Origin of the sequence: Algoriphagus sp. A40 (genome assembly GCF_002002735.1) — a bacterium.
Lineage (GTDB): Bacteria > Bacteroidota > Bacteroidia > Cytophagales > Cyclobacteriaceae > Algoriphagus.
This window is the reverse complement of record NZ_MUNY01000048.1, coordinates 145,775-165,060: the sequence shown is the minus strand read 5'-3', so window position 1 is coordinate 165,060 and position 19,286 is coordinate 145,775. Positions and strand designations below refer to the sequence as shown.

Annotated in this window: 19 protein-coding genes and 1 pseudogene; 11 read left to right on the top strand and 9 right to left on the bottom strand. The window is 40.7% G+C overall.

Annotated elements, in window-relative coordinates:
- The 6 genes from B0E43_RS29895 (at position 1) to B0E43_RS29870 (ending at position 7,972) form a co-directional block, all read left to right on the top strand.
- Complete coding sequence (locus tag B0E43_RS29895) at positions 1-3,648, top strand: Eco57I restriction-modification methylase domain-containing protein (protein WP_077349218.1); 3,648 nt, start codon at positions 1-3, stop codon at positions 3,646-3,648.
- Entirely contained in the window at positions 3,645-5,516 is a 1,872-nt protein-coding gene (locus B0E43_RS29890; protein ID WP_168171929.1) for an AAA family ATPase, read from the top strand. Before B0E43_RS29895 ends, B0E43_RS29890 begins: the two co-directional genes overlap by 4 nt.
- A gap of 552 nt (positions 5,517-6,068) precedes the next feature.
- The gene (locus B0E43_RS29885; protein WP_077349214.1) at positions 6,069-6,266 is read left to right on the top strand and encodes a hypothetical protein; all 198 of its coding nucleotides are present in this window, start codon (positions 6,069-6,071) and stop codon (positions 6,264-6,266) included.
- Positions 6,263-6,532: a type II toxin-antitoxin system RelE/ParE family toxin gene (locus B0E43_RS29880; RefSeq protein ID WP_077349212.1), complete on the top strand. Its 270-nt coding sequence runs from the start codon at positions 6,263-6,265 to the stop codon at positions 6,530-6,532. The genes B0E43_RS29885 and B0E43_RS29880 overlap by 4 nt, the downstream gene beginning before the upstream one ends.
- Before the next feature lie 226 nt (positions 6,533-6,758).
- Positions 6,759-7,352 (top strand): dihydrofolate reductase family protein, encoded by a 594-nt coding sequence (locus tag B0E43_RS29875; protein WP_077349210.1) that lies wholly within the window; start codon positions 6,759-6,761, stop codon positions 7,350-7,352.
- A gap of 110 nt (positions 7,353-7,462) precedes the next feature.
- Positions 7,463-7,972, top strand: a complete 510-nt coding sequence (locus B0E43_RS29870; protein WP_077349208.1) for a VanZ family protein — start codon at positions 7,463-7,465, stop codon at positions 7,970-7,972.
- Between the two features lie 59 nt (positions 7,973-8,031).
- Here the strand turns inward: B0E43_RS29870 and B0E43_RS29865 are convergent, their stop codons facing one another.
- On the bottom strand, positions 8,032-8,544 hold the full coding sequence (locus B0E43_RS29865) for a hypothetical protein (protein WP_077349205.1): 513 nt from the start codon (positions 8,542-8,544) through the stop codon (positions 8,032-8,034).
- Positions 8,545-8,783: 239 nt separating this feature from the next.
- Here B0E43_RS29865 and B0E43_RS29860 point away from each other — a divergent pair, with 239 nt between their 5' ends.
- Both B0E43_RS29860 and B0E43_RS29855 read left to right on the top strand, forming a co-directional pair.
- Entirely contained in the window at positions 8,784-9,236 is a 453-nt protein-coding gene (locus tag B0E43_RS29860) for a DUF1569 domain-containing protein (RefSeq protein ID WP_077349203.1), read from the top strand.
- A gap of 86 nt (positions 9,237-9,322) precedes the next feature.
- The gene (locus B0E43_RS29855; RefSeq protein WP_077349201.1) at positions 9,323-9,763 is read left to right on the top strand and encodes a nuclear transport factor 2 family protein; all 441 of its coding nucleotides are present in this window, start codon (positions 9,323-9,325) and stop codon (positions 9,761-9,763) included.
- A 253-nt stretch (positions 9,764-10,016) separates the two neighbouring features.
- Here the strand turns inward: B0E43_RS29855 and B0E43_RS29850 are convergent, their stop codons facing one another.
- Entirely contained in the window at positions 10,017-11,381 is a 1,365-nt protein-coding gene (locus tag B0E43_RS29850; RefSeq protein ID WP_077349199.1) for a sulfatase, read from the bottom strand.
- Positions 11,382-11,543: 162 nt separating this feature from the next.
- Between B0E43_RS29850 and B0E43_RS29845 the strand changes: the two genes are divergently transcribed.
- Together B0E43_RS29845 and B0E43_RS29840 are read left to right on the top strand one after the other, a co-directional pair.
- A complete protein-coding gene (locus B0E43_RS29845; protein ID WP_077349197.1) occupies positions 11,544-12,716 on the top strand; it encodes a sugar MFS transporter in 1,173 nt (390 codons plus the stop codon).
- Positions 12,717-12,748: 32 nt separating this feature from the next.
- Positions 12,749-13,192 (top strand): nuclear transport factor 2 family protein, encoded by a 444-nt coding sequence (locus tag B0E43_RS29840; protein WP_077349195.1) that lies wholly within the window; start codon positions 12,749-12,751, stop codon positions 13,190-13,192.
- A gap of 32 nt (positions 13,193-13,224) precedes the next feature.
- Here B0E43_RS29840 and B0E43_RS29835 read toward each other — a convergent pair whose 3' ends face one another.
- Positions 13,225-13,434, bottom strand: coding sequence for a hypothetical protein (locus B0E43_RS29835; protein WP_217349161.1), 210 nt, complete (start codon positions 13,432-13,434; stop codon positions 13,225-13,227).
- Positions 13,435-13,539: 105 nt separating this feature from the next.
- Positions 13,540-14,054, bottom strand: a pseudogene (locus tag B0E43_RS29830) (cyclase family protein); the annotation flags it as partial.
- A 165-nt stretch (positions 14,055-14,219) separates the two neighbouring features.
- Here B0E43_RS29830 and B0E43_RS29825 point away from each other — a divergent pair.
- Positions 14,220-15,020: a M23 family metallopeptidase gene (locus tag B0E43_RS29825; RefSeq protein ID WP_077349193.1), complete on the top strand. Its 801-nt coding sequence runs from the start codon at positions 14,220-14,222 to the stop codon at positions 15,018-15,020.
- A gap of 83 nt (positions 15,021-15,103) precedes the next feature.
- Here the strand turns inward: B0E43_RS29825 and B0E43_RS29820 are convergent, their stop codons facing one another.
- The 5 genes from B0E43_RS29820 to B0E43_RS29800 form a co-directional block, all read right to left on the bottom strand.
- A complete protein-coding gene (locus B0E43_RS29820) occupies positions 15,104-15,649 on the bottom strand; it encodes a pyridoxamine 5'-phosphate oxidase family protein (protein WP_077349191.1) in 546 nt (181 codons plus the stop codon).
- A gap of 307 nt (positions 15,650-15,956) precedes the next feature.
- Positions 15,957-16,499 (bottom strand): hypothetical protein, encoded by a 543-nt coding sequence (locus B0E43_RS29815; protein ID WP_139352725.1) that lies wholly within the window; start codon positions 16,497-16,499, stop codon positions 15,957-15,959.
- Positions 16,496-16,858, bottom strand: a complete 363-nt coding sequence (locus tag B0E43_RS29810; RefSeq protein WP_077349187.1) for a hypothetical protein — start codon at positions 16,856-16,858, stop codon at positions 16,496-16,498. Before B0E43_RS29810 ends, B0E43_RS29815 begins: the two co-directional genes overlap by 4 nt.
- The gene (locus B0E43_RS29805) at positions 16,842-18,200 is read right to left on the bottom strand and encodes a hypothetical protein (protein ID WP_077349185.1); all 1,359 of its coding nucleotides are present in this window, start codon (positions 18,198-18,200) and stop codon (positions 16,842-16,844) included. The genes B0E43_RS29810 and B0E43_RS29805 overlap by 17 nt, the downstream gene beginning before the upstream one ends.
- A gap of 154 nt (positions 18,201-18,354) precedes the next feature.
- Entirely contained in the window at positions 18,355-19,206 is an 852-nt protein-coding gene (locus B0E43_RS29800; RefSeq protein WP_077349183.1) for a sugar phosphate isomerase/epimerase, read from the bottom strand.
- Positions 19,207-19,286 lie beyond the last annotated feature (80 nt).

Sequence of the window (19,286 nt, the reverse complement as noted above, 5' to 3'; positions counted from 1 at the left end):
ATGAATTTAAACATATTCAATACAGCCAATCTCTTTGAAGCAGCCACCAACCTGTTTCAACAGTTGAACATAAAACTCAACTCCAATACGGCTGAACCATTGCCTGTAAAGGATTTGCTCAAACAGCATTACAAAGACAACGACACTTTTAAAACCATTGGTAAAACTTATTTCATTGGAATAATTGACAACACCGTTTTTCAAGCCACGGGAATGTTTGATATAAACTATTCCTACAAAGAAGCATTACAACAAGGCGACAAAAACTATGATGGTTTAATGCTTTTTGCTTTGGAGTTAAGCAAACAACCCACAAGAACTGAAATATCAGACCTTACAAGAACCTTCAACCGCATCAGTCAGAAAATGCCTGTTGCCTTGGTTTTGAAATATAAAACGGGAGATGAAGCCTGCTTTTCAATAGCCATTAGCGAACGCTTTAAATTCAAACAAAACTGGCGACAAGGTGAAAAGGCTGGCAAAGTGATTATCCTTCGTGATATACATTCAGTAACCACACACGCAGGACACGAAAGAATATTATTGGATCTGGTTAAACCTGTTGGCGTCAACAATTACGACCAATTGCACCAGCACTGGTTGCAAGTTTTGGATGTAAACATCCTCAACAAAAAGTTCTTTCAGGATTTGGCAAACTGGTATTTCTGGGCAATGGACAATGTTTCATTTCCTGATGATTTGGAAAAGAAAAAAGATGTCCGCAATGCCACCAACCTCATTCGCTTAATTACTCGGGTTGTGTTTATTTGGTTCATCAAAGAAAAATCACTTGTTCCAAATGCTTTGTTCAATAAGTCACTTTTAGATAAAATCCTAAAGGACTTCAACAAGAACAAAAAATCACAAAACTATTACCACGCCATTTTGCAGAACCTGTTTTTTGGAACGCTGAATCAAAAAATGGATGAACGAAAATTTGCTAAAGATGGTGGCAATATCAAGACAAATGGTGAAGAATACGGAGTTAAAAACCTGTTCCGCTATGCTGACTTGTTTACTATTTCGGAAAAGGAAGCAATGCAGTTGTTTAAAGATGTTCCTTTTTTAAACGGTGGATTGTTTGATTGTTTGGACAAACCAAACGAAGAAGGCAAAATTGTGTATGTAGATGGGTTTAGCCGCAACACGAAGAAACAAGCTGTTGTTCCTGATTACATTTTCTTTGGCGAAGAAAGAGAAGTTGACCTGAATGATATTTTTGCCACCAAGAACAAGAAATACAAATCAAGAGGTTTAATTAACCTGCTTGAGAGTTACAAATTTACTGTTGCAGAAAATACCCCGATAGAAGAAGAAATTGCCCTTGACCCTGAGTTATTGGGTAAGGTATTTGAAAACCTGTTGGCAAGTTACAACCCCGAAACACAAACCACAGCAAGAAAACAAACTGGTAGTTTTTACACGCCAAGGGAGATTGTAAATTATATGGTGGATGAATCTCTGTTAGAATACATCAAACAAAATGTAAAAATCGATGATTCGGATTTTGAAACCCGTTTACGTGAGTTAATCTCTTATGCCGAAACGCCTAATCCTTTTGACGAAGCAGAAACCAAGGCATTAATAGAAGCGATTAACAACTGCAAAATTCTTGACCCTGCCTGTGGTTCGGGTGCTTACCCAATGGGCATATTGCACAAAATGGTGCATTTGCTGCAAAAGCTTGACCCCGAAAACAAATACTGGAAAGCCTTGCAACGCCAAAAGGCACTAGAAGGAACAGAAACGGCTTTTAAAATAGGCGACAAAGAAGAAAGGGGAAAAAGACTGGCAGAGATTAACGATGTATTTGAAAACAATGCCAGCGATTACGGTCGTAAATTGTATTTGATTGAAAACTGCATTTACGGGATAGACATACAACCGATTGCGGTGCAAATTTCAAAACTCCGTTTTTTCATCTCACTCATTATTGACCAAAATAAACAAGCAACAAAGGAAAACTTTGGCATAAGAAGTTTACCCAACTTGGAAACGAAGTTTGTTGCTGCCAATACGCTGATTGGTTTAGACAAACCTGCACAAACACTTTTACGCAACCCCGAAATTGAAGTAAAAGAAAACCAACTGAAAGAACTCCGCCACAAATACTTTACAGCCAATACACGAAAAGAAAAACTGAACTACCAAACGCAAGATAAAAAACTTAGACTAGAAATAGCCAAAATGCTGGAAAGCGATGGATGGCAAACAGCAGTGGCAAAACAGATTGTAGCTTTTGACCCTTATGACCAAAATAAATTTGCCAACTGGTTTGAGGCCGAATGGATGTTTGGTAGTGATGTGGATGAGGGTTTCGATATAATCATTGGAAATCCACCTTGGGGCGCAAAACTACTAGCAGAAGAGAAAGAACTTTTTAAGAAAACATATCCAAAAATAGACTCATCTACTCCGAACACTTTTTCTTATTTCGTTGGATGGGCATTTAAGAATTATAGAAGTGTAGCTTCATTCGTACTACCTGACAGTATCCTAATTAAAGATTTCGCTAAAACTAGAGACTACATTAAAGATTTTGTATCAGAAATAATTTGGTATGAAAATACTGGCACACCAGAACAACATAAACAATTCATCTATGTAGATCATGATGTTTGTGTAATAAATATATTCAAAAGAAAATCCTTAGAGTTGAAATATTCTCTGAACCGCTTCGATAGAAATGAAAACAAGCTAGTAGAACTCAAATACAACCAAGCCAAATTAAAAATAATATTGGAAGAATTTGAATTCGCTTTTAATTTAATCGCACAGGAAAAAGATTTCAATCTGTTGAGTAAATTTTCAAAATTTGATAAACTAGATGACTTCATGCAATGCCATGAAGGTATACATACAGGAAACAGCAGAGAAATTCTTTTTTTGGAAAAGCCAAAAAACAAATTTTGCAAACCTCTATTCTATGGAGGAGGAGCTGGCGATATAATTCAAAATTATTATAGCAAAACAGCAGGTTGGTATGTTGATTATAGGTCAGATATAATTGATAAATCTAAGGGTTATTATGCTTCATTAAGAGATGAAAGAATATTCAAAAATCCTAAAATTTATATAACAAGAACTGGGAATCCATTTAAAGCATTTTATGATGAATCTACCTATGCTTCAAACAACTTCTTTTCATTACAGCATATTGATTACTCTAAAAACAATCCTATTTTCTTAAAATTTATTTTACCCTTTATAATATCAAAACCCGCGCAGTATTTTATTAGAACATTTGCTGCACCAAGGCTTGGTTCTACATTTATTGAAACGAAAATATTTCATCTGCTAAAATTCAGAATTCCTAAAATAGAAGCAAGTGAACAATTGCCATTTACTTCAATAGTAGACTATATTGTCCTTCAAAAAAGTGTAGATATTGATACTACTTTCCTCGAACGCTTAGTAGACGCAATGGTTTATGAATTGTATTTGCCAGCAGAAATAAAACTAGGTGGTGCAGAAGTATTGAAGCACCTTGGTAATATACCTGAACTGATAGAAGGGCAAGACGAGAAAAACTTGAAAACTATTGAAAAGGTTTACAAAGAACTTTCAGACCCTAAGCATCCTATCAGTGCGGCATTGCTAAAACTGTTAACGATAGAAGAAGTAAACATCATAGAAGGAAGAAAGTGAAGCGGATAACGAAGTTAGAAATATCGAATTTCCGTGCCTTCTTTGATAGTTACACGGTTGAACTAACCAAAGGAGAGAACTTGCTTATCTATGGTGAGAATGGAAGTGGTAAAAGTTCATTTTACAAATCGTTAAGCAATTTTTTAAGCAGTAGCCAAGATACCGCATATCCATACATCAGGCATCACAACAAAAACTCAGAGGAAGGCAACGTTACTTTTACTTTCAATGATTACGACCCCGCAACCAATGCCATTACATCTGCATTTGGTGAAATCATCAGTTTTGGAACAGATGCAGTTACCACCGACACGGAACAGTTTTTGAAAACAGCAGAGCTCACAAAAGGCTTTTTGGATTACAGAGGCTTACTTGCTGTTTACAATCACAGCGAAGCACAGCCCAACCTTTTTCAATTGATAGTTGAAATACTACTTAAAGAGTTTATTCCTGTTGGTGGTACTCACCCAATGGGTAAAAGATTTGTTGCATTAAGAAAGGATATTAAGACAGCCCGCAACACCAGAACTTGGCAATATCGGAATGCTATTCCAGCAATGGTAAGTTACGAAACATTGTTACGAACTGTTTTGAAAGGCGTGTTCCTTCAATTGAATGCGTTTCTAATTAAGTATTTCAACCTCAATCTACGGGTTTGGTTTTCTTTAACACCATTGGTAGCAACTGGTTGGTGGAGAAATATACCAACAGAACTTAAACTTGAAATCAAACTAAACGGCAAATTAATTGCACACCAATCAGACTATCTAAACGAAGCAAGATTATCGGCCTTAGCAATATGCCTTTACTTAGCTATTTTGAAACGCAATCCTCAGCCGATTGATTATAAGGTTTTGTTTTTAGATGATGTTTTCATAGGCTTAGACCTGACCAACCGTTTACCAATACTGGACATCATAAAAAATGAGTTTGCCGATTATCAGGTTTTCATAAGCACCTACGACAGACATCTATATGAATTAGCAAAAAGAAAATTTGAAACCGAAACACCTGACAGGTGGAAATCGGTTGAACTCTTTGTAGGCAAAGATTCAATAAATAATGAGCCCGTTGACAGGCCAATTTTGGTCGTAGGCGAAAGCCATTTTGAGAAGGCCACACAATACTTACACGATAGAATTAAACCTGATTATCCGGCAGCAGCTAACTATTTTAGAAAAGCGTTAGAACAATTAATTCAAGACTATATTCCAAAATGGGAAACGGCAGATGCAGAAAATACACAGTTACCCGATTATCAACTCACCCAGTTGATATTGAGAACAAAGAGATTTTTAGGTAATTCAGGAAACTCTACTGAATATGTTGACAAAATAAATTCTCTGCTTTCTTCTTTGCTACACCCACTTTCGCATCACGAAATTACATCACCAGTTTACAGAGGCGAATTAGTGATAATTGAAAGCAACTATTTAAAACTAAAACAACAACTTATTGCCCTAGATATATCAAATTATTTCAAATGCTGCTTAGAAGGTAGTAAAAGACTTAAAATGACTTTTACAATTGATGCAGGAGCTAACCATTTCAGTCACTATGAATTGATTTTAAAAGAGCCGTTGACTATTAAACGAAATGGAGCAGGAATTCCAATTATTTCAAAAGTTCATTGTGTTGCTGACAAGTGTTACGGCCACAACGGAGCAATAGCATATCAAACATTTAATCCCGACAAAAAGAATCCTGATTTCAATTATGAATCACTCAACAATGCATATGACAGAATCCACACGTACATAATCGGGACGGCTATTGGAGCATTTCCCAAAGCAGCAGACTACTTGACAACCGTTCAATATCACGATGGAACAACTTGGCAACCACTTTCAAATTTAATTGTATGGTAAGCCCACGCATTTTGCAAGTACATTGCCAAAGCCAACTCAGCCTTATCGTCGATTTCAACTACCAACTTCTATCAAAACGAATTTCTAATTCACTAAAAAAGAAACCCTCGGATTTTTTTAGACCAGAGAAACCTCCCTCCTTCAAAATTTCCCCATCAATTGACGCATTGCCCCTCTAAGATTGCCGCATTTTACTAGTAGGAGTAAATCGCAATTGACGAAATTTATTTCCCCCCTCCTAGGTGTAGTTTGGCTTTAGAGTTTTGCGGTTCATCGGGACGCTGGGTGGAATTTGCAATTCCACCCTCCTATCCTTTGGGATTTGCAATCCCAATCCTTGCCTAGGCGAGTTTGCTCACCCTACAAACCGGCCTCTCGCTAAAAAGCTTAACCGAAGCTTTTTTGACGCTCGATCCTGCCTCCATATCAAAACGAATTTGCTATTCGCTGAAAAAAGGGTCGTACTCTAAGTTCCACCACCAATTGACGCATTGCCCCACTCAGCGTAGCCCCAACTGATTTTTTTCTTACATTTGATTAAAGACCTATACCATGAGTGCCATAATCATTAAAGCTGATAGTCAAAGCAATAAATTACTGAAAGAACTGGCAAAAAAGCTTGGAGCCAGTGTTATAAGCCTGGATGAGGAGCAATATGAAGACTTCATACTGGGATCAAAAATGGATGCTGAAAAGACCAATGAAATGGTTTCAAGGGAATCAATAATGAAAAAGCTGAAGGGGAAATGATCGTCGATTTTGACAAATCGTTTGCCAAGTCATTAGGAAAAATAAAAGATCAGTCAGTCCTAAAAAGAATTGAATCAGTCATTCTTAAGCTAGAATCAGCAGAAAGGATTGAAGATCTCTCTAATATCAAAAAACTTCAAGGGCATACTGCATATTACAGAATCAAAGTTGGTGACTATAGAATTGGATTTGAAAAAACTGATGCAAATAGACTAACCCTGATCATTGCGCTACATAGAAAAGATATTTACAATCAATTTCCGTAGCAATCAACCCCTGGTAATTGAGGTCCCCCTTATTGGTGTAGTCCCCGTCTGGGGGTATTTTTCTAGTCTATTTTTGAATTCTTTGTCGATTACTAATAGTTAGGAAAAAGGGCCCTACCTACTTCCCCATCAATTGACGCATTGCCCCTCTAAGATTGGCGCATTTTACTGGCAGGAGTAATTCACAATTGACGAAATTTATTTCCTCACAAAACCGACTGATCTCATGCGGAAAATAATCGTGTTATCATTCATTTCATTGGATGGAGTGATGCAAGCGCCAGGCGGCCCTGAAGAAGATCCTTCAGAAGACTTCCAATACGGCGGTTGGGTGGCACCCTACGACGACGAAACCTCCGGCAAGTTGATGGAACGGCTCCTGAAGCCCGCCGACCTGCTGCTTGGGAGAACAACCTTTGAAATCTGGGAAAATTATTGGCCAGAGCATGTCGAATATTGGCCCACGATCAATGACGTCACCAAATACACCCTGTCCCGGACCCGAAAAAAATCGGATTGGCAAAACTCAGTTTTCATCGAAACGGTGGCCGATATCGAAAAAATCAAATCCACGGAAGGTTTGGATATCCACGTTTGGGGCAGCAGTCAGGTCGTTCAAACGCTCCTTCAGCATGAACTGATTGATGAATTCTGGTTGATGATCCACCCGGTGATTTTAGGTCATGGGAAAAGGTTATTTGATGACAAAGCGATTCCGGCAGCATTTACCCTGGCAGAAAGCGTCACAACCCCAACCGGAGTGATTATCGCCAACTACCGGCGATCCGGAGAAGTAAAGACAGGAAGGATCGGAGCTTAGAGGGAATTATTTTTAACCTATAGTATCAGGCCAATGATTCAGCCCTAAATTCACAGATCAGTTAATTCCACTTATCCGGAAACGCTATTGCAAAAAATAGCACACGCTATATGAAGGAAACAATCAAATCACGGAAGTTAACCCTGGTCTTGTTCGCTGTTTATTTGATTGTGCTATTCTGGACCATTGTTTTGAAATTCAACATTCAATTCCCAAATAGGGGGAATTTGAGTGGCGTAAACTTAATTCCCTACGGGGGCGATCTATTCCCTAACAATAAGTTTGAACTTGGCGAACTCTTACTGAATATCCTGCTTTTTATTCCGCTAGGCTTATATGTCGGTATTTTATTTAAAGAATGGAGCGTTGGAAAAAAAATCCTCCTGTCGTTCCTGACTAGCCTGTTGTTCGAAGTACTTCAATTCATCTACAAAATTGGAATCTTTGACACCGCAGACCTGATCAACAACACCTTAGGCGGCACAATTGGGTTGCTGATTTACCTGGCAACTGAAAAAGCTTTCAACAATTCAGACAAGGCACGAAAACTAACTAACACCATTGCACTGACAGGAACGACCTTGCTGCTTTCATTGATTTTGTTTCTGAAAATAACCTAGTGCTTGAAGTCCAGAAAAACCCAGGCTACCAATATTTCACCAAGCTGCCACTTACCAATTCAACGGATATTCGAAATACTGTTTTTCGCAGTGTCGTGTTTAGTCTTCATGATGTTACTGATGGCCGTGTAACTTCTGTTTTCATTCTGCATCTGCTGCTGAAGCTGAAGGTATTGCATACTGAAAGACATCTGCATTTCCTTCAACTGACTGGACGCACTGCCTGCCGGAGCCAATGATTTCGCTCTTCCTGTGGGCTTGGTGGGCGCAGCAGAATTTATGCCGTCGTAAGCTGCTTCCAGCTTTTCCGCCCTTAACGCAAACGCCTTTTGCTGTGCTTCAAAGGCCTCCATTCGATCCAGCAGCACCTTCCTTTGTTTCTCCAGCTGCCTCAGTTCCTTCTGTAGTTCTTTGTACTCCGCTTCCGCGCGGTCGAAGGCGAGAACATCCCCACTCGAAAGTGATTTCCCTGAAGTGGCAGTTTGAGCGGATAACGAATGTTTGATTTTCATAGGCTGTATCTTTTTAAAAAAGTCGATATTCTCCGAAGGCCCTCTCCGGAGCAACCTCATTTCCTATTAAATATCGGGAATTTTTCATCGCTACTTCCCCTGAATTCCGCTAAAGAAGATCCTTTTCGGGAACAATACTTCGTTAAAAACTGTCCAGCACCTTTGACTCAGGTTTTGTTTCCAGCGCTTTTGTTCCTAATTTCTGACCGTGCATTTAGGCGAAATTTACCACCAACCTTTTTCAACATTTTAATTAGCAACATTCCAAATCCAATTCTCAAAACCAGCAATTGGGAAGTATGAAGACAATTTTCGACAAAACGGCAAGAGAAGAACTGATCAACAGAATCAGCCAGGTCAGTGAAAATAACCATGCTGAATGGGGAAAAATGAACATTTTCCAGATGCTCCAGCATAACACGTATTGGAATGGATGGATTCTAGGGACAGACCCCCATACCTACAGGCAAGAATGGCTGGGAAAACTGTTCGGAAAAATTGCCCTTAAAAGCATGATCAAAAACGATAAACCCTTTGACAAAAACGTCCCCACTTCGGAGCAATTCAAGGTAAAAGCAAGAACCTGCGACTTGGAATCCGAAAAGGCAAAATGGATCTCCTTAATCAATGCCTACCAGAATTTCGATAACCCGGATTTCATTCACGACTTCTTCGGAAAGATGAGCAGGGAGCAAATCGGAATCCTGGCCTACAAACACACGGATCATCATTTAAGGCAGTTTGGGCTGTAGTATTAAAATTCTCCGGGATGCACAATTCACCCCGTGGACTAGGTCTCAAATAATCTTTCTTTAACTAATCCCCAAACCACTCAAGTATGAAAAAATTGCTCATCCTTCTGATACTCCTTCCTCTCATCAGCTTTGTCTCTCAAGCCCAAACACAGCAACTCATCGAGCTCGATCTGGCTTGGGAAAAGGCCCTTTTGACTTCAGATGTTGACTTTTTGGAAAAAATCCTGGCAGAGGACTTTGTCTGGGTTCACAACCACGCCAGCCTGATCGACGGCAAACCGGAAGTCATCGCCCGCGCCAAACGAATTCAGGCAGGTCAAGCCGACGACACCAAGGGAAGGGCTTCACGGGATCAACACGTGGTGATTCTGGGAGAAACTGCCGCAGTTAACGGATTCACGGTCGTGAATCGAGGCCCCAGCCCGGTGACCTATCACTATATGCGAACCTATGCAAAGGTAAATGGGGAATTCAAGCTTTTGGCCAACCATACTATGGCCATTCCGGATGAGGAAATAAAGTAAAAAGGAGTTTGGTCTATTCGCTGTTTTGAGCCGTAAAATTGGCTCACAATGGTTTTGATTTTTTCGCACATCTATATTACTCCTTGTAGAAAAAATCTCAGCTTTTATATCTTAACAACTGAACCGCCGACACCCAAAACCTAGGAAGGTTACCAATGATTGGGGCACTTCAACTCTGCAGTGAACTTTAGAAAAATGTGATAAAGGCTAAATTGATCCGGTCGGATTTTATTTTTCAAATCTTACGATCCCACTATTGCCTTTCGTTCAAATACCAATTTACTTTTTCCTCCATCTTTTCACGGAGTTGCTTCAGGACATCCTGATGCCTAGGGTCAGCTGCTAGGTTAATTTTCTCCAAAGGATCCACACTCAGATCATACAATTCTTCGTGTTGCCGATCATTGATATACCGAAAGTATTTCCATCGCTCGGTGCGGATGGCCTCACTCGGAGGAATGATCGGAGTCTGCCAAAGGTGCTCGGTCAGGAATTCCTTACGTTTGGGGAGTTGGGGAGAATTCAGGGAAATCCCCTGCCAAGATTTGGGAGGTTTTATTCCGGCCAGGTCGAGAATCGTCGCGGGCACATCGATATTCAGGGCAAAAGCCGTTTCCCGCTTTCCTCCTTTTTCTCTCGGGTCAAAGACAATCAGCGGCACCCGCAGGGAATTGTCGTACATCAGCCATTTGCCTGCAAGCTGTCTTTCGCCAAGAAAATAACCATTGTCCCCCATCAGGATTATCACGGTGTTTTTTTCCAGACCTTTTTCGGTTAAAGCCTGACGGATTTTCCTGATTTCAGCATCCACTTCCGAGATCATGCGGTAGTAACCCTTCACGCTATGTTGATACTTTTCGGGCGTGTCGAATCGCCAATGCCAGCGGGTTCGGTTTTCTCCCTTCCGGACATATTCCGGTTGGGCAAGGAAATAGGACTCCTCTCCCATCACCGGCTGAGGAATGGTAATGTCATGGTACATCGTATCATACTCTGGCGACCAGAAATACTGGATCGGTGCAGGGTCATGGGCATGGGGAGCACTGAAGCTCAGAGAAAGCATAAACGGCTTTTCATTTGGAGCATTTTGGATAAAATCAATCGCCGCCTGCCCGGTATAGCGGGTGAGATGAACGGTATCCTTTCCCAGCGTTTTGAAAAAATAACCCCTTCTGTCCTTGAATTTCCCGTTGCGGTCGTAGTCGTCACCGATGTCAAAAAGCGAATCAAAACCCGGATAATTCACCCCAAACTTCCCAAAGAATCCGGTTAAGTAACCGGCCTTTTTCAATTCCTCTGGATAGGATTGATCCATGTAAGTCTGCTTGATATTTCCTTGCCCAAAGGTATAGCCGTGGGTACGTTCATAAAGTCCAGTCAAAATACTCGCCCGGCTGGCTGCGCAGATCGGCGTGGTGACAAAAGCATTTTCATAGAAAATCCCTTCTCCTGCCAATCGATCCATTTCAGGAGTTTGGATGATTGGATTTCCGGCAAAACCCAAAGCATCCCAGCGGTGGTCATCGGTCAGGATAAAAATGATGTTGGGTCGGTTTTGCTGGGCAAAAGTTTGATAAACCAGGGCAAGGAGGAGTATCGCGAATAGGTGTCTTTTCATAGATATAATCCGGAATTTTCTAAGAGACAAACACTTTTGGATAAAACTATCCTGCTTTAAATTAAGAAATTGGCCATTTTGAAAATAACTTGGAGAAATCCCGGACTTTTCTGATTTTAATTGGAAACTACAATCAACCCTTAACTCTTTACCAATTCATTTTTGAGAAAACTCATCCTTCTTCTCGTTATCTATCTGGCATTTATCAGTCTTGGACTTCCAGACTCACTTTTGGGTTCTGCTTGGCCTGCAATGTTTGGGGATCTGGGCGTTCCGGTGGATTATGCAGGAATTATATCCATGGTCGTGGCTGCCGGAACAGTCATTTCCAGCCTTTTCAGCGGTAAGCTGATCCAACGATTCGGAGTCCCCGGCGTGACTACTTTCAGCGTCCTGTTGACGGCATTGGCCTTGATGGGCTTTTCCTATTCGGACAACTTTCTCTATCTCTGCCTTTTGGCAATTCCTCTGGGTTTGGGAGCGGGAAGTGTGGATTCGGCATTGAACAATTATGTGGCGATCCACTATGAAGCCCGACACATGAACTGGCTCCATTCCTTTTGGGGAGTTGGAGCCGCCATCGGTCCGGTGATCCTAGCGGGACACCTGGCCAGAGGTGATTCCTGGTCGGGCGGATATCATACCGTCGCTTGGATTCAGCTCGGTTTGGTGTTGCTGTTGATACTTTCTTTGCCATTTTGGACCCGGGGCAAAAAGGAGGAGACCGACTCTCCTGAAGATCAATCCCATTCGCTTTTTGCCCTTTTACTTACCCTTCCGGGACTCAAGCAAGCTTTGCTGGTGTTTTTTTGCTATTGCACCATTGAGGCGACTTTTGGGCTTTGGGGCGCGAGTTATCTCGTTTTTGAACGGGGATTTGAAGCAGATCAGGCAGCACGACTTACTTCCCTGTATTACCTGGGAATCACTGTCGGAAGGTTTTTATCCGGTTTTTTGACTTCCCATTTCACAAACCGTCAATTGGTATACTTGGGGCAAGGTATGATAGGCTTGGGTTTGATCCTCCTTTTACTTCCCTTCAATCTTACTATTATTCCCGGGTTTCTGCTGATCGGTTTGGGATGTGCGCCCATATTTCCGAGTCTTTTGCATGAGACTCCCGTCAATTTTGGGGAAAAGCACTCTCAACGAATCATGGGATTACAAATGGCTAGCGCTTATGTTGGAATTACCCTCATGCCTTTTCTGTTTGGGAAAATCACAATCTTCACTGGGTACTCCTTTCTCTTGGGCTTTTTGGGAATTTTTTTGGTGGCGATTTTCTGGATGACGAGAAAAATGAATCAAAAAGTAGGCAGAGGAAATCCTGTTTAGTAATTTCCAAGAACTCCATCAATTCTCCCAAAATGAAACACCTCATCCTGGCCGTCTTTTTCTTTTCCTTCCATTTTGTCAGCTTTTCCCAAACTCAGGAAACACAACTCATCCAATTGGATCAAGACTGGGAAAAGGCCCTTTTGGAATCGGATGTGGCCTTTTTGGAAAACATCCTGGCCGATGAGTTCGTCTGGGTTCACAATCACGCCAGTCTAATCGACGGAAAGGAAGCGGTAATCTCCCGTGCTAAGCGGATTCAGGGTGGCCAGGCCGATAACACCAAGAGCCGGATTTCCCGCGATCAACAGGCGGTGATCCTGGGAAGCACCGCGGTTGTCAGCGGATATACCGTGGTGGATCGGGCACCTGCTCCGGTGACGTATCACTTTATGCGGACCTATGCTTTAGTCGAAGGAAAATGGAGGCTTCTCGGCAATCACACGATGGCTGTGCCGGAGGAGGAAGTGAAATAATGGTTTGGTAATTTTTCTGAGTCCCTTTTTGCTCACTCTGACTTGACCACCCCCGCAATTATTCGAAGCGGGCCTCCACTGCCTCCTTTGATTTTCATAGGCAAAGCCACGGCATAAAATCCTTTTGCCGGCAAATGATCCAGGTTGACTACATTCTCAAAACCGGGGATATTGTGTCCCATCAGGACCTGATGCGTTGCAAAATCCTTGGACTGACCAAAATCCAGACTTGGGGTGTCCAATCCGACTGCTTTGACCTTACGTTTTTCGGCTAAAAAGCGGGCGGCATTAGGGTGAATCCCAGGGAAGTGGAGTTCGGGAATAGCTTCGGTTCCGGTTTTGGCAGTGCCAAAATACTTTTCCCGATCGGGATAAAAAGCCCGGAACCCGTGCGAAACAAAACGATTGTACCATTCGGAATCTGCCCATGCTGAGCCTCCCAAGCCAGAATTGCCGCCGAATCGATCAGATAATCCCGGTTGGCCAGTGCCATTTCACTCACATCAATCAGTATAGCTTCGCCTGTCAATTGGGTCAAATCCAAATGATCGAGGGTCTTGCCTGAGGCAGAAAAATGGATCGGTGCGTCGAGGTGCGTACCCCCATGCTCGGGAGTGGAGAGGCTGTTGGATGAATAATAAAAACCCAATTCGGTAATCCCCTCAGCTTCGTTTTCCAGTTCAAAGCCTTTTAGATTGTTCGGCCAATAAAGCGTCGTCGAGTCGAAGGCATAGGTCAAATCGATCCATTCCAAGTTGGAAAGAACAGCGAGAGGATCGGCGGATAAAGTTGCATTTTGCGGTTTTTCTTTGCAGGAAAAAAGTGTAACAAAGCTTAAGGAGAGTAAATGGATTGATTTCATTTTGAAATGAATTAGGAATGTGATTACTCAAGATAACCAAAAAAGAATATTGGAACCCTCGCCCAATTGCCCTCCATATTTCTCTTATTTTCAAATACTTAAAAAAAATAATTAAATTCAACATAGGTTTTTTAGTGCTCCTAAACCTTGTTTTTCTCAAAAAGGATGAATACAAAAGTTGCTTTTCGGCTGAATCCAGACAATGGATTTTCCTTACTTTCAAGAATTTGCATTACCCTCCTGGTTGCTGGATTTCTTATGGCTTGTAATTCGGATGACGGCAGCGATGATGGAGATATTCTTACACCAAATGGATCTTTGGCATGGCCAATAGATTGTATCCCCGGTAAAACATGTACAAATATTGGTTATCCAGACATCAATAATACGGGTCAAGCCTTTAATTGTGGCGCCCCTGGATACTTAGGGCATCAAGGAACAGACATCGGTATTTCCATGGAGCAAATGGAAAAAGGAATCGATGTATTTGCGGCAGCGGACGGTGTTGTGCTTTGGGTTTTTGACGGGAAATATGACAAGTGTCCGGATAACAATCTTGATTGTTATGCTCCCCCAGCAGGCTGGGCTCAGCCAGGTCAGTCAAATGGATATCTGGTCTGCACCGAACTTGGGGATTTTTGCAAAACAGGAGACTGTTGCTGTTTTTGGTGCTTTGCCGGAGGCAATGTAGTCGTAATAAAACACACTGGAATCCCGGGTTTATTTGCTACGAGATACGATCATTTCAAAACAAATTCCATCACCGTAAAACCCGGTGATCATGTAACCCAAGGTCAGAAAATCGGTGAAGCCGGAAGTGCCGGAAATTCATCCGGTCCTCATTTACATTTCGAAGTCTGGGGAACTGGCTACTATGAATTGGCAGATCCTTGGGCAGGAGAATGTGGACCAAATCGATCTTCTTCCATGTGGATGTACAAAATACCTTGGGAATCAGGGGGGTGATTGGTATTTCTCATTACTGCAAATTCCCCCTTCAATAGTTTCAAATTAGTATCTAATTCAATCATCAAAGGTTCGCATTGTGGTTATGCTCCAAGGATTTTTGTCTCAAATCCATCAAGGCTCTTGGTGTTTTTCTCCTCCCAATAGCGCTCGATTCCTTCCTTTCCCTGTTTGGTTGACCAGGAATTCAAGGTTTCCCGCTCTTCTTTGAAATCCATAAATGGCACAGCAAACCCGCAAGACGTCTGAACCAAATCCACAGTCATGACTATGATTTGCCGGGAGCCGGTATTTTCCGGAAACAAACTGATGTATTGCTGAAATTCCGGATCCCTCCCGTGGTAGATTTTTGCATAGCCATAGAGTCGCAGGATCATGGGCTTGCCTTCAAAAGCACAGAACATCACGGTCATTCTGGGATTAAGCAGCAGATGGGCAGCGGTTTCGTTCCCACTGCCAGTCAGGTTGAGCCAGACTATCTTGTTTGGATCTATCACCCTGAAAGAATCTGTGCCTTTTGGTGAGACATTCACTCTGCCTTCATCAGCAGCAGTTCCTACAAAAAACAGTTTTTGTTTTTCTATGAATTCCTTCAATTCCTCCGTGATGGATTCCAGCTTTTTTCCCATGGTTTAGAGATTGAATTAGTTAAAAAACCCGCCTCAACCGTGCTTTTCCAACATCCCTTTGATCAGCTTAAAGCCATTCTCTGCCATATCCCAAGGTTCGGAGAAATTCCGCCTAATCCTCTACAAGCATGGACAGAATTCGGTTTTCTCGAAGGAATTTGTAATCAAATCCATATCCATGAAAAATCGACAATCAAAATAATCAAAGAAAACCTTCAGAACTATAACGTTTTTAAGGAATTATATCTTTGGGTTCCTATGCGCACAAGCCTCTGTTTTTAAAACAATCAATTAATCCCGAAATTACTTAATCAAGCTTTTCGATCGGACGATATAACAGCTCATAGATTTTATTCTTGTTTCCGTAAAATTTCCCTAAATCAAACTCAACATCTCGACCACTACCAACTTTTAAATCAATACAAATCTTTACTTGATCATCGATATCATTTAAAACCAGTAAACAAGCATCAAACAAACCAGTATCCAAAGAAGACAAAAGGGTGAAAAAATTATAATTAACTTTCTGTTTCAAACTATCAAATTTAGAAATAAAATCCATTTTAATCTGAACGATAGCTTGTTCATTTTCAATAGGCATTGCCACCAAAGAAATTTTATCGATGATTTCTATTTCAACATTTTTAAAAAACATATCCAAATTTTCAATATTCTTACCAACGACAAAGTTCAAATACCAATTTATAAATGAATCCTTCCTTCTTGAGTCTCGCGAGAACCGCCTCTCAAACATAAACAATAACACAACAACTACAAGGCCGAAGGAGTCAGCATATTTATTTGCAAAATCCAATAAATCAATCAAAGATAGATGATGAACCAGAGTCACGAAAACAGCTTTTTTAAAGACGTTCGATTTTTAAGAGAATTTTCAGCATGCATAAACGCCTCATTTACATGACCTTTTAAAACATTCCCCACTCTATCATCTTCATCTTCATAAACAAACTTGTATTTGGATTTAAAACGATTCAAACCCATTTTTTTAATACTGTCAAAAAACAATCCAAGGAAAAATGACGGATTAAACGATGTGGTTCCTTTTGGTATAATTACCTTGACATTATACTGACTTTCATCCAAATCTTTCAAATTCAGTTTCTCTCTGGCGGAAACGCCTTGAGGCCGCCCAGTAAACAAAGTACTGCCTTCTCCTCTAAACTCAAGTAAATTAACTATCTTTTCCATTTACCTTTTTGTCAAGATACTCTTCGTTAAAATAAATTTTTGCATTGAACAGAGTCCCAGGAAACTTTAACGCTAAATCTTTCAAATAATTTGCATCCTGCTTTCCCAAAAGATTCTTCTTATCATTGAACGCCAGAAATTGACGGCCTTCCTTCTCGAAAGGCTTGTATTTACTATCGCAAATCAAATTTGTAAAGCCTGAAAATATGTGGAAATGTGGCTTAAATTGATCATTCTCAAAATCCCCCAAATGTAAAAAAGAATTGATAAATTTAATAGTACCTGTCCCTCTACTTTCATCTAAATACTTAAGTCTACTAACTCCTTCCTGCAAAGACAGTAAAGTAAAATAATTCTCCTTCGATATGGGGCCTACTTTCGAGAGATATGCCTTATAAACCTCGTCCAACTCATTGAATTGTGAATTATTTTTATCTCTATTATCCTCTAATCCTTCACATATAGAATACCCAAAATTAAAGATCGCTATATTTAATTCTCCAATTAACCCCTCTATTGAACCCATTTCCTTTTTAAAGTAGTTGCAAGTAATATACCAAGAATCAAAAGGACTATGATCCTCTGCATTATTTAACAATTCTGAAATTATCCCTTCTACAAACCCTTTTCCTGTCGGATCCAATTCATATCCAAAATCATTTAAGCACTTATCAATATACCTAACTGTATACGTCGTAATCTTTCCCTTTCGATTTTCAGAATATTTACTTTGCCTCTTTCTCCCGTGTAAAAACCCGATAGTATCTATTGGGTTTAGTTGGTCATTTTCAATCTTAACCTGATCTCTAGAAATAAAGCCATTTAGCCAAAGTTGCTTATTAACCGAATTTTCTTTTGACTTTTTCACCTCAATCTTTGGCACAAGTTTAACTGCTCTTAGTTTCTCTGAAATCCGCTTTAAGTCTTGTTGTAATTCAATTTTACAAACCTGTAGTAAAAAAAGTGATGGCAAATCAACTTGTTCGCAATCCTCAAAATCCAATGAAATCAAAATACCTACTCCTCTGGACTCAAATATCGATTTATTAATTTCAAAAATTATTTTAAGTGTTGGCTCATAATTTTTTTTAAGAGAGAATACTTTAGGGATTTTATGGGTGAAAGACTTAAATTTAATTTCTCCACAATTTTTTTCTAAAAAATCAATTAATTTGGATCTTGAGTTCAAAAGCACCTTTGATTCATAATCGCGATAAAATCTATATAAGGCGCTTAGTTTCGATCCTCTGTAAATTTTTTTTCCAAGTCTCTTTTTTCTCCTTATTATTAATTCCTTCCTTTCTCTCTTTTTCTGAACTTTAGCTTCTTTGTTTTTCCCCATTTTGCAGAATAGTCAATCAACTTGTCAATTCATTTTTTTTCAGAATTCAACACTATTCTTTGAGTTTACAAAAAATATTTCATTTCTCATCTAAGAAACCTAAAATAACAGTTGTAAAAATTGATTTTTTTGAAGCCAAATCTTGACGCATATCTTAAAACCCATACTTCTCTCCCATCCCCTTAATCAGCTTAAAGCCATTCTCTGCCATATCCCAAGGTGCCGAAAACTCCCTCCACACTCCGATGGAATTGGCAAAAGCGGGATCGTTGCGGGTGAAACCCTCAATTGTCAGCCAACCGGAATAACCGACTTTTTTCAAGGCAGCGAAAGTTTCATCAAAATTCACATGACCCGAACCGGGAGTTCCGCGGTCGTTTTCAGAGATATGAAAGTGACCCAGTTTCGGAGCGATGAATTCAATGGCTTGCCCCAGTTTTTTCTCTTCCATATTCGCATGGTGAGTGTCAAACATCGCCTGCACATTCGGATGATTGACTTTGGCTAATAAATAATCCAACTGCTCCATGGTATTGGACAGGTAGCATTCGAAGCGGTTTAGTGCTTCGGGAGTAAGAAGGATTCCGAGCTTCTGGGCATAGTCACCCATTTCATGAAGCACTTCAGCGGACCAATTGTACTCCTCCTCGATGGGTGCACGGGAAGCAAAAGTCGCAAAAGCGGAATGGAAAGGTCCACATAGCAACTGCGAGTTCAAATCCGCAGCTCTGTCCAGGACCCAGCGAAGTCTTTCCTTTGACTTTTCCCGGACTTTGGCATCTGGTGAAATCGGGTTTTCCTCCGGGCTTAGAACAGTCACCGTGGTCACTTCAAGTCCGATGTCAGCACAGTGCTTTCCAACTGACTTAAAGGCTTTTTCCTCCCAAGGTCCAACAAAAAATTCAGCTCCGTCGTAGCCAATTCCCTTTAATCTGTCCAGGATCGGGAACAATTCATCCGATACCACAGCTGACCAGGCCAGCACATTAAATCCTATTTTGTTCATGGTTTATTTTTGTCAACGGACCACAGACCACGGTCGACAGCCGCGCATCGGTGGACTGTTGACCGTGGACTGTTGACCAA

Coding starts and splice junctions, on each gene's coding strand:
- B0E43_RS29860 (WP_077349203.1), top strand. CDS start 8,784: ATGAAGACAATTTTCGACAAAACGGCAAGAGAAGAACTGATCAACAGA.
- B0E43_RS29895 (WP_077349218.1), top strand. CDS start 1: ATGAATTTAAACATATTCAATACAGCCAATCTCTTTGAAGCAGCCACC.
- B0E43_RS29880 (WP_077349212.1), top strand. CDS start 6,263: ATGATCGTCGATTTTGACAAATCGTTTGCCAAGTCATTAGGAAAAATA.
- B0E43_RS29825 (WP_077349193.1), top strand. CDS start 14,220: ATGAATACAAAAGTTGCTTTTCGGCTGAATCCAGACAATGGATTTTCC.
- B0E43_RS29805 (WP_077349185.1), bottom strand. CDS start 18,200: ATGGGGAAAAACAAAGAAGCTAAAGTTCAGAAAAAGAGAGAAAGGAAG.
- B0E43_RS29885 (WP_077349214.1), top strand. CDS start 6,069: ATGAGTGCCATAATCATTAAAGCTGATAGTCAAAGCAATAAATTACTG.
- B0E43_RS29865 (WP_077349205.1), bottom strand. CDS start 8,544: ATGAGGTTGCTCCGGAGAGGGCCTTCGGAGAATATCGACTTTTTTAAA.
- B0E43_RS29870 (WP_077349208.1), top strand. CDS start 7,463: ATGAAGGAAACAATCAAATCACGGAAGTTAACCCTGGTCTTGTTCGCT.
- B0E43_RS29820 (WP_077349191.1), bottom strand. CDS start 15,649: ATGGGAAAAAAGCTGGAATCCATCACGGAGGAATTGAAGGAATTCATA.
- B0E43_RS29810 (WP_077349187.1), bottom strand. CDS start 16,858: ATGGAAAAGATAGTTAATTTACTTGAGTTTAGAGGAGAAGGCAGTACT.
- B0E43_RS29855 (WP_077349201.1), top strand. CDS start 9,323: ATGAAAAAATTGCTCATCCTTCTGATACTCCTTCCTCTCATCAGCTTT.
- B0E43_RS29875 (WP_077349210.1), top strand. CDS start 6,759: ATGCGGAAAATAATCGTGTTATCATTCATTTCATTGGATGGAGTGATG.
- B0E43_RS29840 (WP_077349195.1), top strand. CDS start 12,749: ATGAAACACCTCATCCTGGCCGTCTTTTTCTTTTCCTTCCATTTTGTC.
- B0E43_RS29850 (WP_077349199.1), bottom strand. CDS start 11,381: ATGAAAAGACACCTATTCGCGATACTCCTCCTTGCCCTGGTTTATCAA.
- B0E43_RS29800 (WP_077349183.1), bottom strand. CDS start 19,206: ATGAACAAAATAGGATTTAATGTGCTGGCCTGGTCAGCTGTGGTATCG.